This window comes from Pedobacter frigiditerrae (assembly GCF_032678705.1).
Taxonomy (GTDB): Bacteria; Bacteroidota; Bacteroidia; order Sphingobacteriales; family Sphingobacteriaceae; genus Pedobacter; species Pedobacter frigiditerrae_A.
On record NZ_JAVTSS010000001.1, the window covers coordinates 521,350 to 536,582 of the forward strand.

At 35.4% G+C, this 15,233-nt stretch carries 13 protein-coding genes and 1 tRNA gene; 13 read left to right on the forward strand and 1 reads right to left on the reverse strand.

Annotated features, from left to right (window positions below):
* Positions 1 to 376 precede the first annotated feature (376 nt).
* The 13 genes from R2Q59_RS02295 (at position 377) to R2Q59_RS02355 (ending at position 13,799) form a co-directional block, all read left to right on the forward strand.
* Positions 377 to 2,461 carry a HEPN domain-containing protein gene (locus R2Q59_RS02295; RefSeq protein WP_316783354.1) on the forward strand — a complete coding sequence of 695 codons (2,085 nt, stop codon included), beginning with the start codon at positions 377 to 379 and terminating at the stop codon, positions 2,459 to 2,461.
* Positions 2,461 to 3,237, forward strand: coding sequence for a uroporphyrinogen-III C-methyltransferase (gene cobA, locus R2Q59_RS02300; protein WP_316765396.1), 777 nt, complete (start codon positions 2,461 to 2,463; stop codon positions 3,235 to 3,237). Before R2Q59_RS02295 ends, cobA (R2Q59_RS02300) begins: the two co-directional genes overlap by 1 nt.
* Positions 3,221 to 4,732 (forward strand): TSUP family transporter, encoded by a 1,512-nt coding sequence (locus R2Q59_RS02305; RefSeq protein WP_316783356.1) that lies wholly within the window; start codon positions 3,221 to 3,223, stop codon positions 4,730 to 4,732. The genes cobA (R2Q59_RS02300) and R2Q59_RS02305 overlap by 17 nt, the downstream gene beginning before the upstream one ends.
* Positions 4,733 to 4,735: 3 nt before the next feature.
* Entirely contained in the window at positions 4,736 to 5,461 is a 726-nt protein-coding gene (locus tag R2Q59_RS02310) for a phosphoadenylyl-sulfate reductase (protein ID WP_316783358.1), read from the forward strand.
* A 176-nt stretch (positions 5,462 to 5,637) separates the two neighbouring features.
* The gene (gene cysD, locus R2Q59_RS02315) at positions 5,638 to 6,543 is read left to right on the forward strand and encodes a sulfate adenylyltransferase subunit CysD (RefSeq protein WP_316783360.1); all 906 of its coding nucleotides are present in this window, start codon (positions 5,638 to 5,640) and stop codon (positions 6,541 to 6,543) included.
* A gap of 115 nt (positions 6,544 to 6,658) precedes the next feature.
* Positions 6,659 to 7,909, forward strand: a complete 1,251-nt coding sequence (locus R2Q59_RS02320; RefSeq protein WP_316783362.1) for a sulfate adenylyltransferase subunit 1 — start codon at positions 6,659 to 6,661, stop codon at positions 7,907 to 7,909.
* A 429-nt stretch (positions 7,910 to 8,338) separates the two neighbouring features.
* Positions 8,339 to 9,136, forward strand: coding sequence for a uroporphyrinogen-III C-methyltransferase (cobA, locus tag R2Q59_RS02325; protein ID WP_316765401.1), 798 nt, complete (start codon positions 8,339 to 8,341; stop codon positions 9,134 to 9,136).
* Positions 9,137 to 9,327: 191 nt separating this feature from the next.
* Positions 9,328 to 10,734, forward strand: coding sequence for a glycogen synthase (locus tag R2Q59_RS02330; RefSeq protein WP_316783364.1), 1,407 nt, complete (start codon positions 9,328 to 9,330; stop codon positions 10,732 to 10,734).
* Between the two features lie 12 nt (positions 10,735 to 10,746).
* The gene (locus R2Q59_RS02335; RefSeq protein ID WP_316783366.1) at positions 10,747 to 12,018 is read left to right on the forward strand and encodes a glucose-1-phosphate adenylyltransferase; all 1,272 of its coding nucleotides are present in this window, start codon (positions 10,747 to 10,749) and stop codon (positions 12,016 to 12,018) included.
* A 106-nt stretch (positions 12,019 to 12,124) separates the two neighbouring features.
* Complete coding sequence (locus R2Q59_RS02340) at positions 12,125 to 12,724, forward strand: CDP-alcohol phosphatidyltransferase family protein (protein WP_316783368.1); 600 nt, start codon at positions 12,125 to 12,127, stop codon at positions 12,722 to 12,724.
* Positions 12,725 to 13,157: 433 nt separating this feature from the next.
* Positions 13,158 to 13,316, forward strand: coding sequence for a hypothetical protein (locus R2Q59_RS02345; protein ID WP_316765405.1), 159 nt, complete (start codon positions 13,158 to 13,160; stop codon positions 13,314 to 13,316).
* A gap of 7 nt (positions 13,317 to 13,323) precedes the next feature.
* Positions 13,324 to 13,394: transfer RNA gene (locus R2Q59_RS02350), tRNA-Met, on the forward strand.
* 264 nt (positions 13,395 to 13,658) lie between these two features.
* Complete coding sequence (locus R2Q59_RS02355) at positions 13,659 to 13,799, forward strand: hypothetical protein (RefSeq protein ID WP_316783370.1); 141 nt, start codon at positions 13,659 to 13,661, stop codon at positions 13,797 to 13,799.
* A gap of 53 nt (positions 13,800 to 13,852) precedes the next feature.
* On the opposite strand, the gene R2Q59_RS02360 is transcribed toward R2Q59_RS02355, so the two are convergent.
* Positions 13,853 to 15,211 (reverse strand): HAMP domain-containing sensor histidine kinase, encoded by a 1,359-nt coding sequence (locus R2Q59_RS02360; RefSeq protein ID WP_316783372.1) that lies wholly within the window; start codon positions 15,209 to 15,211, stop codon positions 13,853 to 13,855.
* Between the last annotated feature and the right edge of the window lie 22 nt (positions 15,212 to 15,233).

The window sequence follows — 15,233 nt, forward strand, 5'->3', positions numbered from 1 at the left end:
AATAGCAGCACAACATTTTGTTAGATAAACCTGATAGGAGCGAAAATCCTTTTTTGTTTGTCATCCTTGACTTGTGCCGATTTTACATCGGTAGCGTAGTCGAAGGGCAAACAAAAAAGATTGTAGCGATAGCAGGACTACCGGCCGCCACAACCTCCTTCCATTCATTTTCAACTATTATAAACCTATTCATTTAGTCGCTTTAAAGTATTATTTAAAAAAAATAAAGAAAATAAGACTACTAAGTCTATATACTTTGTATATTTGCATTATATTGTTTTGCTTAATAGGAAATTTGAACAACCAAAGCAAATAAAATATGGCAAGAGAAGCTGTAAAGTAACTCTTAAAATAGAACGTAAACCAAAATTATTATATGCAAAGTTTTAGAACAGAACTAGAAAATCCTGTTGTTGAAAGAGATATTATTGATCTTGAGAAAAAGATTAATGATTTTCGTTCCGGAAAAATTCATGACGAACGTTTTAGAAGTTTGCGTTTAGCTAGAGGTATTTACGGTCAGCGCCAACCTGGTGTGCAAATGATCCGCATTAAATTGCCTTTTGGTAAAGTTAGTTTCAAACAATTATTACGTATTGCGGATATCGCTGACGAATATGGAAGTGGAAATTTACACTTAACCACTCGTCAAGATATTCAGCTTCACTATGTAAGTTTAGACAGAACACCAGAGCTTTGGTCTAAACTTGAACAAGACGATATTACTTTAAGAGAAGCTTGCGGAAATACAGTTCGTAATGTAACCTCATCGCCAACATCAGGTATTGACCCAGATGAGCCTTTTGATGTATCGCCTTATGCACAAGCAGTTTTCGCTTACTTTTTGCGTAATCCAATTTGCCAGGAAATGGGAAGAAAGATTAAAATTTCTTTCTCCTCAAGCGATAAAGACACAGCATATAGTTATATCCACGATTTAGGTTTTATTCCTAAAATAAATGAAAAAGGAGAGCGTGGTTTTAAAGTTTTATTTGCAGGCGGATTAGGAGCACAACCGTTTTTAGCAAGTGCAATTAATGATTTTTTACCAGAAGATCAGTTAATTCCTTTCTCTGAATCAGTACTTAGGGTGTTTGACCGTTATGGAGAACGTAACAATAGAAATAAAGCTCGCTTAAAATATTTGGTTCAGAAATTAGGCTTGGAGGAAGTATTAAGATTGGTTGAGGAAGAAAGAACAGCCAATAAAGTGAAAACTTTTAAAATTGATTTAAATACTGTTCCGTTGCCAAGTTATCCGTTTACGCAAGATTATCCGGAAGTTGTAATAGAAAATGAAAAGCACTACGAGCATTGGTTAGCTACAAATGTTTTTGAGCAAAAACAAAGCGGATTTTTTGGCGTGTATGTTAAAGTATTAATTGGTGATATTAAAACTGATCAGGCAAGAGCTTTTATTAATGCCATTAGACCTTATGTCGCAGACGAAATTCGTGTAACTCAAAATCAAGGGTTGCTGTTAAAGTTTGTTCAAGAAAATGCTTTGCCTTCATTATATAAAGCTTTATCTGACATCGGCCTTGCCAATGCAGGGTTTGATAGTTTAGCAGATATTACCACTTGTCCAGGTACAGACACTTGTAACTTGGGTATTTCTAACAGCATGACTTTAGCTGAGGTTTTAGAAGAAGTTATTTACGAAGATTTCCCTGAGTTTATTTACGAGAAAAACATCAAAATAAAGATCAGTGGTTGTATGAACTCTTGCGGTCAGCACGGTTTAGCAGAAATTGGTTTTCACGGCAGTTCTGTAAAAGCAGAAGGAAAAGTGGTGCCAGCTGTACAAGTAATGTTAGGTGGCGGAACGGTTGGAAACGGTGTAGGAAGAGTAGCAGAAAGAGTAATTAAAGTGCCTTCTAAAAGAGCTACGCAAGTTTTACATTTATTGTTAAACGATTTTAAAGCGAATAATCAAGAGAATGAAAACTTCCATCAATATTATGATAGACAAGGGAAAGATTATTTCTATCAATTATTAAAACCACTTGGCGATTTAACCAATCTTAAAGCTGAAGAGTTTGTAGACTGGGGTCACGAAGAAACCTTTGTAACTGCAATTGGTGTTGGAGAATGTGCGGGTGTGGTAATTGATTTGGTAGCTACTTTATTATTAGAAGCTGAGGAGAAATTAGGTTGGGCAAATCAGGCATTAGAAAATGAGGCTTATGCAGATTCTATTTACCACAGTTATAGCACAATGGTAAATGCAGCTAAATCTTTATTGTTAGATAAAGGCGTTAGCAGCAGCACACAAGCAGGTGTAATTAGAGAATTTGATAATCATTTTGTAGAAAGTGGTGAATTTACATTCAATACAAGTTTTGCTGATTTAGTGCTTCAAATTAATAAAAACGAACCATCAGCAGCTTTTGCTAAACAATATTTCGCAGCAGCAACTGAATTTTTAAACGAAATAAAAGTCCTAAGGGCGACAGTGTAATGGGAGAGAGAAATTTAAACATAGAGCCAAAAATAACCTTATTAGGTGCTGGTCCTGGCGACCCAGATTTGTTAACGTTGAAAGGCGTAAAAGCTTTGCAAGCTGCAGATGTGGTACTTTATGACGCCTTAACCAACGAAGCTTTATTAACTCACGCACCTGCCGAAGCTATTAAAGTTTATGTTGGTAAACGTTCTGGAGAGCATTCTTACGCACAAGATGCAATTAACAAATTGATGGTTGATTATGCACTTAATTATGGTCACGTAGTTCGCCTAAAAGGCGGCGACCCATTTGTTTTTGGTAGAGGATATGAAGAGTTGGATTATGCAGATTCTTATAACATTCCAGTAAGCGTAATTCCAGGTATTTCTAGTTCAATTGGCGTACCTGGTTTGCAACAAATTCCAGTTACACATCGTGGATTGAGCGAAAGTTTTTGGGTAATTACTGGTACAATTTCAAACGGACAAGTGTCGGATGATATTTATCAAGCTGCAAAATCTAATGCAACTGTTATCATTTTAATGGGCTTAAAAAAATTAGCAGAAATTGTTGAGATATTTAAGGCCGAAGGAAAACAGCAATTGCCAGCTGCGGTAGTTCAAAATGGTTCATCAGACAACGAAAAATTGGTGGTTGGTAAAGTAGAATCGATTTTAGAAATTACAAAAAAAGAAAAAATAGAAGCACCAGCTTTGCTTATTTTTGGGGAAGTTGTATCATTACATCCATCGTTTAAAACTTTGATTGCACCATATGCTTCCATCTCCTAAAACCAATAATAATGTGCCTTTTTCTCAAGAAGAGAAAGGAAATCAGCTGTTTCCAGTTTTTGTAAAACTGAATCAGTTGCGTACTTTATTAATTGGTGGAGGAAATATTGGTTTAGAGAAATTAACGGCAATAGTTAACAATAGCTTTCAAGCTGATATTACAATAGTCGCCGAACATATCAATCCGGCAATAACAAGTTTAATTGAAGCTCATCCTGCTGTTAAGATTAAACAAAAACGTTATGATGCAACAGATTTAAATGATGTTGATATTGTTTTTGTTGCCACAGGCGATAATGTTTTAAATGAACAAATAAGAAAAGAAGCACACGAGAAAGGTCTGTTGATCAATGTGGCTGATAAACCAGAACTGTGTGATTTCTATTTAGGTTCTATTGTACAAAAAGGCGATTTAAAGATTGCGATTTCTACTAATGGAAAATCGCCTACTATTGCAAAACGTTTAAAAGAGATTTTAAATGAGGGTATTCCGGCAGAGTTGGATGAAACTTTGCAAAATATGAGCGCTTTGCGTCAAACTTTAAAAGGAGATTTTGCTTCAAAAGTTAAAACGTTAAATAAGGTTACAGAGAATTTAATTAACAATAAAAAGAGTTTTGCAGAGCGAAATATTAAATGGTTAATCTGGCTTTCCATTATCTTATTTATTTATACCGCTGGTTTAACGCTTTGGAATACTGAGCCAGAATTTAAAACTTTTTTAATAGATATTGACCCATTATTTTATTGGTTTTTAGGCGCTGGATTTGTATTTGCTATGGTTGATGGAGCAATTGGAATGTCTTACGGTGTAACAACTGCATCTTTTTCTTTAGCTATGGGATTGCCACCAGCATCAGCCAGTATGGCGATACATATTTCTGAAGTTTTAAGTAATGGTATTGCTGGATGGATGCACTACAAAATGGGTAATGTAAACTGGAAACTTTTTAAATTATTAATTATACCAGCCATTATTGGAGCAGTTTTAGGTGCTTACATTTTATCATCGCTAGAACATTATAGTGCTTACGTAAAACCTGTTGTAGGTATTTATACACTGTTTTTGGGCGGGATTATATTAAAGAAAGCCTTTAGTATTAAAAAGAAAAAAGTAGCTGGAGATAAAATTAAAAAGATTGGTCCTTTGGGTTTTGTTGGTGGTTTTATAGATGCCGCATTTGGTGGTGGGTGGGGCTCGATTGTATTGTCGAGTTTAATTGCAGGTGGCAGACATCCGTTGTTTTCATTAGGAACGGTTAAAATTTCGAGGTTTTTTATTGCTACTTTAAGTTCACTTACGTTTTTTACCATGTTAGGCGGTAGATACTGGGAAGCAGTTTTAGGTTTAATTATTGGAAGCGCTTTAGCATCGCCAATTGCAGCAAGAGTCTCAAATAAAATATCTGCAAAAACAATCATGGTTGCAGTAGGTATAATTGTTATGGTGGTGAGTTTACGCAGCGTAATTATGTTTATTTTAAAATTGATATAGGCGATGGAGGAATTAGAAAATTTAAAGCAAGAATTAGCTGGTCTAAGCATCGTAGATAAACTTTGGTTTTTAACTAAAAAGTACGAAGGCAGAATTGTATTTAGTACAAGTTTTGGATGGGAAGACCAAGTAGTTACCGATATTATATTCGCTAATAAAATTCCCATTAAGGTTTTTACATTAGAAACAGGAAGGTTGTTTCCAGAAACTTATTACGTGTGGAATAGAACGCTAGAGGTTTACCAACAAACAATTCACGCTTATTATCCACAAGCAGATTTATTGCAGGCAATGGTTAATGCGAAAGGACCAAATAGCTTTTATGAATCTGTAGAAAATAGAAAAGAGTGTTGTCATATTCGTAAAATAGAGCCTTTAAAAAGAGCCTTGTATGGTAACGAAATTTGGGTAACTGGAATTAGGGCAGAGCAAAGTCCGAATAGGGAAGATATGCACGACTTAGAATACGATGCCTCAAATCAGTTGATCAAGTTCCATCCCATTTTCGAATGGACACTAGAGGAGGTGAAACAATATATCAAGGACAATAATATTGTTTACAACACTTTGCACGATAAAGGTTTCCCAAGCATCGGCTGTGCCCCATGTACAAGAGCGGTACAACCTGGCGAAGATTTTAGAGCAGGAAGATGGTGGTGGGAAGACCAAAGCAAAAAAGAGTGCGGCTTACACAATACCGCTGAGGAGATTGTGGCGAGCAAAGAATAGACAGATGGAAAATGGAAGAGGTAAAATGGAAGATGGGCAGAAAGTTGAAAGAATAATACTTACAGCGAATACCTAATTAATATCTCCATTGTAATATAAATTAGAATTAATTACGAGAGTGCTTGGTAATGAAACCTATCTCAATACTCAATACGCACATCTCAATACTAGAAATAATGAGCGAATACAATTTTGATTATTTAGACGAATTAGAGGCCGAGGCTATTCACATTTTACGTGAAGTGGCAGGGCAATTTGAGAAACCAGCTTTGCTGTTTTCTGGAGGAAAGGATTCGATAACATTGGTGCGGTTAGCTGAGAAAGCATTTAGACCAGGCAAATTTCCCTTCCCCTTGGTGCACATAGATACTGGACATAATTTTGAAGAAACCATCCAATACCGTGATGAAATGGTGGCGAGAATTGGCGAAAAACTAATTATTGGTTCGGTTCAAAAATCTATTGACGAAGGTAAGGTAATTGAACAAACAGGTAAAAATGCAAGCCGTAATGCCTTGCAAACGGTTACACTTTTAGATACCATTTTAGAACATAAGTTTGATGCTTGTATCGGCGGTGCCAGAAGAGATGAAGAAAAAGCTCGGGCTAAAGAGCGTATTTTCTCAGTTAGAGATGAGTTTGGTCAGTGGGACCCAAAACGCCAACGCCCAGAATTATGGAATATTTACAATGGTAAAATCCATAAAGGCGAAAACGTAAGGGTGTTTCCAATAAGTAACTGGACCGAGCTTGATGTTTGGAATTACATTCGTAGGGAAAATATCGCTTTGCCAAGTATTTATTTTGCGCATCAACGTGATTGTATTACCAGAAACGGACAATTAATGGCAGCCTCTCCATTTTTAAATATGGATAGTGAAGATGTTGTAGAAAGCAAAAAAGTTCGTTTCCGTACGGTAGGAGATATGTCTTGTACAGCTGCTGTAGAATCTGATGCTGATTTAATTGATGACATTATTCAAGAAATAAGCGATTCGAAAATCTCAGAACGTGGCGCTCGTATGGACGATAAGGTTTCTGAAGCAGCAATGGAAGACAGAAAAAAAGGGGGATACTTTTAATAGAATTGAGTAAAGCGTATTGCGTATAGCGACAATATGGCAAAGCTTTTTAATTAGATATGAGTTGATGAACAAGTCTCAATACGCAATACTCATATCGCAATACTAAAACAAAATGAACATATTAAAATTTTTCACAGCGGGTAGTGTAGATGATGGTAAAAGTACCCTCATTGGTCGCTTGTTATATGATACCGATTCTATTTTAGCAGACCAGTTAGAAGCTTTGCAAAGCTCTAACAGAAAAAACGACGATGGAACAATAGACTTAGCCATTTTAACAGATGGTTTAAGAGCCGAACGCGAACAAGGAATTACTATTGATGTGGCCTATAAATACTTTCAAACCGAGAAGAGAAAATTTATTATAGCCGATACTCCAGGCCACATTCAATATACCCGAAACATGGTTACAGGTGCCTCTACAGCAAATTTAGCCATCATTTTAATTGATGCTAGGAATGGTGTGGTGGAGCAAACCATTCGCCATTCTTACTTGGTTTCCTTGTTGGGCATCAAACACATTGTGGTTGCCGTTAACAAAATGGACATGATGGATTATAGCGAAACTGTTTTTACTGCCATTAAAGAAAAGTATAAAACGCTAGCACAAAACCTAGGTTTAAAAGACGTAACTTATATTCCTGTTAGCGCACTGAAAGGCGATAACATCGTACAACCATCAGCACACATGGATTGGTACGAAGGCGAAAGCTTGTTGCACTTCTTAGAGAAAGTTGATACAGATTTGCAAGACAAAACCACGCAAGCTCGTATGCCTGTGCAATGGGTAATCAGACCTCAAACAGATGAGCTTCACGATTACAGAGGTTATGCAGGAAGGGTGTTGAGTGGTACTTTTAAAGTAAATGATATGGTTACTGTTTTGCCTGCCGGAACAAGTTCTACCATTAGTAAAATCGAATTCTTCGAAAATGAATTAGAGCAAGCTTTGGCTGGTCAATCAGTTACCATACATTTAAAAGATAACATCGATATCAGTCGTGGCGATACTTTGGTTAATTCTTCGGCCTTGCCAATAGAATCTAAACTTATAGAAGCGGATTTATGTTGGATGGACGGAAGAGCGTTAGACCCATCAATCATGTATTTAATTCAGCATAACAGCAAAACTACTAAATGTAAAATCAATGAGATTTTGTACAAAGTAGATATCAATACATTAGAAAGACACGCTGCTGAAGAGTTTAAATTAAACGATATTGGTCGTGTAATCGTTAAAACAGCAGATGCTTTGGCTTTCGATTTATATGGAGATAACAGGGCAAACGGTTCAGCCATTTTAATTGATAGTCGTACCAACTTAACAGTTGGGGCATTGATGTTTAGGGCTTCGGTAGAATAGCATAAAATCAAAGTCCCCTTTAGGGGATTTAGGGGTTAGAAAAGCAATTTCAGCGGGGCATCGGTTACGGTAGTCCCGCTTTTCGTTTTACTACGCTCTCGTTCCTCGGCTTCGTGCTCACTGCAATCGGGTTTAGAAAACCTAAAACTGTGCAAGAAACATCAGTAGCTTCCATCACTCTTATGAAAACAGGCATTCTAATGCATTTCATTATTTAGCTAGCCTTCCTTTCGCATTACGATACCCTTCCGATAGCTATCGGAACGAGTGGGTATGACGCAATTTGATAAGATCGTTGTAATCCTATCATCATTAAATCCCCCTCAATCCTACTCAAGACAGCCTTTTTAATTTATTTTAAAATAAATTCTACTATTTCTATAGATTTTATATAAATTTGTTTTGTTGATATACTTAATACCCTGAGCGATGATTTTAAATAAGATAGAAAAAACTCAAGTAGAACCAAAAATTACATTAGTAGGTGCAGGTCCTGGCGATCCAGATTTGTTAACTTTAAAAGGCGTTAAAGCTTTGCAAACAGCAGATGTGGTACTTTATGATGCTTTGGTAAATGAGGCTTTATTAAATCACGCACCAGAAAATGCAATTAAGGTTTATGTAGGTAAACGTTCAGGTGATGAATCATTCTCTCAAGATTTAGTTAATAAATTAATGATTGACTACGCTTTAAACTATGGTCATGTTGTTCGTCTAAAAAGCGGCGACCCATTTGTGTTTGCTCGTGGTTTCGAAGAAATTGATGTGGCAGAATCTTATAGCATTCCAACAGAAATTGTTCCTGGTGTATCTAGCGCTTTAGGCGTACCAGGTTTACAGAAAATCCCTATGGTTTATGGTAACTTAAGTGAAAGCTTTTGGGTAGTTACTGGTACAAACTCACAAGGAGAAATTTCGCCAGATTTATATGTGGCAGCTAAATCTAATGCTACCATTGTGGTATTAATGGGTATCGAAAAAATCAAGGAAATTGCAAACATATTTAAAACCGAGGGTAAGGCTAATTTACCAGTTGCAGTAATCGAGAATGGCTCATCTAAAGAAGAAAACGTAGTAGTTGGTATTGTTGATACCATTGAAGAATTAATAGAAGAAAAGAAATTAAGCTCACCAGCATTGCTAGTATTTGGAAATGTTGTATCGTTGCATCCTCAATTTAATGCGATAAAAGAGTTCTATTCAATTATGGCGCAAGAAGAATATTAGTACCATATTTTATTTTTTTGTTTTGGAGCAAAAGGTTGGGTAGCAATATTCAACCTTTTCTTTTATGGAAATAATTTTTCTAAAAACAATAAATTTCCAGTGACAACTAAACCATTGAAATTATTTTTTTATTAAATGTTTGCATTAGTCAATCTAATGCCTAATTTAAGTAAGTTTTTCAAAGGTATCATATGGAAATAATACACTTCAGTGCAGAATGTTATCCAGTTGCAAAAGTTGGCGGCTTGGGCGATGTAGTAGGTGCGCTGCCCAAGTATCAAAATAAATTAGGTCACGTTGCAAAAGTGGTTATGCCAGCTTATGATACAAAGTTTTTGCATCAAAACGAGTTTGAGGTAGTGTATGATGGCTGGGTAAGATTAGGTTATAATAATCATCCAGTTAGGATATTTAGAGAAAGAACAAATAAATTAGGCTTTGACTTATTCTTGGTTCACATTGCAGGTTTATTAGACCGTGAAAAAGTCTATGGTTATGATGATGATGTAGAGCGTTTCATAGCTTTTCAAATTGCCAGTTTAGATTGGATTGCTCAATGGGAACACAAACCAAATGTAATTCATTGCCATGACCATCATACTGGGTTAATTCCTTTTATGATTGGTAATTGTAATGATTATCGCCATTTAAGTTACATTCCGACTGTTTTAACCATTCATAACGCACAATATCAAGGTCAGTTTGGTTGGGATAAATTACATTATCTACCAGCTTATGATTTACGTAATTCGAGTAAATTAGATTGGGGTAATTCAATTAATCCATTAGCATCTGCCATTAAATGTGCTTGGAGAGTAACAACAGTTTCACCAAGTTACTTAGATGAAATCAGTTACAAAGCAAATGGCCTAGAAAGTTTGCTAGCTCAAGAGCGAGGAAAATCATTCGGGATTTTGAACGGGATTGATAATGAAGTTTGGAACCCGCAGAAAGATCCAATGCTTACTAAAGCTTTTGCAAATAGAACTGTAGAAAGTGGAAAAAAAGCAAACAAAGACGCTCTTTGTGATGTTTTCAACCTAGATAAAACTAAACCTTTATATACATTTATTGGCAGACTGGTAGGAGAAAAAGGCGCTGACTTATTACCTGATATTTTTTGGAATGCATTACAACAAAGTGATGGAGAAATTAATATTTTAGTATTAGGTTCTGGAGATCCAGCTGTTGAAGATAGATTAAATGAAATAACTCATTATCATCCTGGTAAGTACAATGCTTATATTGGTTATAATGAGGCATTGTCACATCAAATTTATGCAGGAGCAGATTTTCTGTTAATGCCATCAAGGGTAGAACCTTGTGGCTTAAACCAAATGTACGCTTTACGTTATGGAACAATTCCAATTGTAAGGCGCATTGGCGGATTGAAAGATACGGTGACTGATATAGGTGAAGGAGGTTTTGGAATTTGCCATGACCAAACTAGTATCTGGGATGTTGGACACGCCATAGGCAGAGCTTATGACTTGTACCTAGACCAAAAAAAGGTGAAAGAAATTCGTAAGTTTATAATGACTTTGGATCACTCTTGGGATAGAGCGGCACAACAGTACATTGATTTATACCAAATGTAAAACTAAATATATATGACCGAAAACGTATTGGGTGTAATTCTTGGCGGCGGCCAAGGATCTAGATTATCTCCGCTAACTCAAACCCGCTCTAAACCCGCAGTACCAATAGGTGGTAAATACCGTCTGGTTGATATTCCTATCTCAAATTGTATGAACTCCGGCATCCACCGTATGTTCGTTTTAACACAATTTAATTCGGCTTCGCTAAATAAGCATATTAAAAACACTTATCACTTTAGTCACTTTTCTAAAGCATTTGTTGATATTTTAGCGGCAGAGCAAACGCCAGATAACCCAACTTGGTTTCAAGGAACTGCAGATGCGGTTAGGCAATGTATGCATCACATTACCAATCACGAGTTTGATTACATTTTGATTCTTTCTGGAGACCAATTGTACCAAATGGATTTTAAAGCAATGCTGAAAGCTCACGTAGATAAAGGAGCAGAAATTTCTATTGCTACTATTCCTGTAAACGCAAAAGATGCAACTGATTTTGGTATTTTGAAAACCGATGAGGAAAGTTTCATTACTTCATTTATAGAAAAACCGAAGTCAGATTTATTGCCAGATTGGACTTCTGAAACGAGTGATGAGATGAAAGGTGCTGGTAGAAATTACCTAGCTTCTATGGGTATTTATATTTTTAATAGGGATTTGCTGATTAAAATGTTAAATGAAAACCCTGATGAAAAAGATTTCGGAAAGGAAATTATTCCAAGAGCTTTATTAAATAACCATGTTTTAAGCTATCAATATGAAGGTTACTGGACAGATATTGGTAATATTTCATCATTCTTTGAAGCTAATTTAGGCTTAACGGATGAGCTGCCTTTGTTTAACATGTTTGATAGTGCCCATACTATTTTCACTAGGGCAAGGATGTTACCTCCATCTAAAATATCTGGTACAACCTTAGAAAGAACTATCATTGCCGAAGGTTGTATTATTCAAGCAAGTAGGGTAGAAAGAGCTGTTTTGGGTATTCGTTCAAGAATTGGAAGAGGCACTACAATCGCCAACTCTTATATTATGGGAAGCGACCATTACCAAACTTTAAAAGACATTCAAGAAGAAACTCAAGCTGGTCACCCATTGTTGGGTATAGGCGATAGATGTTACATTAACAATGCAATTGTAGATAAAAACTGCAGAATTGGTAACGATGTCCGCATTAATGGTGGTTCGCATCTGGCGGAAGGAGATTATGGATTATATGTAGTTAAAGATGGAATTGTAGTGGTTAAAAAAGGGGTTACCATACCAAATGGAACCGTGATATAAATGTAAAATGTAAGAGGGAAGAAGTAGTCTTACAAAATTGAAAAGCCTTTACTGAAAAGTAAAGGCTTTTTCGTTATCTTGAAAATCATTCAATAATCCCATCGTTATGAGCATTCCCTATTTGTTAATTCTATTCCGGTTTTTACTAGCACCAACTATTATTATTCTTTCTTTTTTAATGAGGGAAGATGCAGCTTACATTGTACTTACCCTAATGTTTTTGGGTTTGTTTTCTGATATTTTAGATGGCATTATTGCCAGAAAAATGAAAATTGATACAGAGAAAATGAGGCGATTGGATAGTCAAACGGATTTAATATTCTGGTTAAGCATTGCATTTAGCTGTTATTTGATTTATCCAGCATTGATTAAAGAAAATTGGATTGGGGTAATTGCAGTTGTGACAATGGAAGCAATGTGTTACATGGTTAGCTTAATCAAATTTGGTAAGGAAACTTGCACCCACGCTTTTGTTTCAAAAATGTGGGGACTTACTTTACTCGCAACATTTACCTGTTTATTAGGTTTCGCCTATGGCGGATGGATGATGAAAACTTGTATTGTCTTAGGGTTGATTTCTCAATTGGATGTAATTCTTATCATCTTATTCTTGCCTAAATGGACACATGATATTCCCAGCTTTTACCATGCAATTTTAATTCGAAAAGGAATTGAGTTTAAAAAGAGTAAGTATTTGAATAGCTAGCTTAGATGTAAAATGTAAGAGGTAAAATGGTAAATGGATTTTAAGAATAAATGAAAAGAAAATATAGGTTTTTATTGATTGGAATTTTATTAATAGTAGTTGTTTACTTACTTTATAATTTTTTATTAGATGAATTTGTTAAATCTTTCAGTAAGGGATATTTTGGCTCTGGGAATTAATTGTTGTACCAGCTTTGTTAATTAAGCCTGATTGCAGTGAAAACCAATTTTTTCTATTGGTTGTAACGTAAAGCAGGGCTAATGATGCAATCTATTACTGACCGTCAACTTTCAAATACTAAACTTTAAGTGCTCTTGCTTTACCTAGTTTCTTCTAGATAAAAAATAATAAAAATAAAAGACTACTAATTTTGTAGTCTTTTATTTTTATGCTATATTTGAGCATCAATTAATGACAACTCTAATTTTATTTTATGTCAATTTATTTAGAATTTCCAAGTATTGATGAATACCCTTTTTATACTAACCCTATAGATAAGGTGCAAGAAACTTTGGTTGAAGAAAAAGAGCTAAACGAAATAAAGGAAGAGATGAGTTTATTGCAAAATTATTTATTTCTGAGATTAGTTTGAAGTATATGGCAGGTTAACCTAAAGGAAGGTAGGGGTTTCATAAACCTTTTATAATGGTTCGAATCCATTACCTAGCCACAGGTGCATATATCGTTTTGGGTATGTACTTTTTTGTTTTGTTGACAGCTATAAGCCATCTTTTTAGATGGCTTTTGCTTTTTATGAGATTTTCTTAAAACAGAGTTAATTTTAAATGAAAAGGGCTACCCATCCAGGTAGCCGCTTTTCGCAAACCAAATATAAATGTGTATGAACAAGACAAATATAGAAAAATAAAATAAAGACTACTAATTTAGTCGTATTTATTTTGAAATAATTTTAAACCTTCAAATTACCTATTAAATGAAGGATTTTTTGAGAAATGAAGGTAAAGCGATTGCAGTTTTTGCACAAACTTCGTTAAATAAGCCTGATAGTAGTGAAAACCAATTTTTTCAATTGGTTGTAACGAAGAGCAGGGCTGATGTTGCCAAGAATTACTGAACATTCACTTTCAAAATAGATTCTTCGCTGCGCTCTGAATGACAAAATGTAGATTAAGCGTAGTTAAATACCAATGAAAAAGTTGTTCGTTGGTTGGGCACAGAATCAACTTCTAAACTACCTCGGTGCATTTTCATGATGTTGCGTGTAATGGTTAGGCCAATGCCCGAACCATTTTTACGAGTGGTATAAAATGGCACAAAAATCTTCTCAATATTTGCCGCCTCTATACCTTTTCCGTTATCGCTTACTTCGATATAAACTTTGTTATGCGCTAGTCGGTAGGTAACTTCAATTACGGGCTGTTCCGTATCTTCTAAAGCATACAAACTGTTGGTAATGAGGTTAATTAGTGCCTGTTCGATAAGCTTTAAATCTATTTGAAGCGAGATTTTTGAAGCCGTTTGCAAAACTTGCAACTTAATGTGTTTGGCACTAACCATTGGCTGCATTAACACTTTTACGTGTTGTAAAACTTCACCAATGCTATGTTGTTCTGCATTTGGGGTAGGTAATTCGGCAATTAAGCGGTAATCTTTTACGAAGTCTAGCAAGCCTTCCGACCTTCGTTTTATGGTTTGTAAAGCAGGTTTTAAATCTTCAAGGTCTTCGGCATTTAAACTTTCTTTATTGGTAATCATTTGGTTTACCGTATCAGATAAAGAACTGATTGGCGTGATAGAATTTAAAATCTCGTGAGAAATAACACCTATTAAACGGTTCCAAGCTTCGGTTTCCTTTTGCTCAATTTCATCTTTAATGTTTTGAAAAGAGATGATGTTATAATCTGCACCATAGAGATTCAGCGGAATAACTTCGATAGAAAGTTGGATAAATTTATCTTGAATTTTAAGCTCGATGAAACGTTTTCCGCCAGCATCTATCTGTTCAATTTCTTTAGTGAAAATAGGTAAATGCTGCTCAAATCTATGCCAATAGCTATACGCTGGAACATTTAATAAATTGCTTGCTGCCTGATTAAAGAAAGAAATTTCCGATTTTTCTTGGGTTGATTTTTGCTTCTTAACTACAATTACGCCAACTGGAACTTGCTCTAAAATGGTTTTTATTAATTGGAAAATAGAGTCTTGTTCTAGTTGTATGTCCTTGTGAATCTGTATGATTTCATTAAACGATTCATACAATTCTGGGAAACTCCCTCTGGTAGCTTTGTTCTTAAAATTTAAAGTGTGGTCTCTGGTTTTAACCGCTAAAATGAAACGTTTAATGTCTTCTCTGATTTCATTGATGTAGTAATAAAGGGAAATTATACTACCCAATAATATCAAACTAACCCCAGTGATTGTAAACCATAATTGTGTGTTCCTAACCAAATAAAACAGCAGCAGCGCCATGATGTTGATGAACAACAGGCGAACGATTAAGCGGAAAGTAAATCTTTGGTGAAACATTTTTGTAAGCTAAAATACTAAA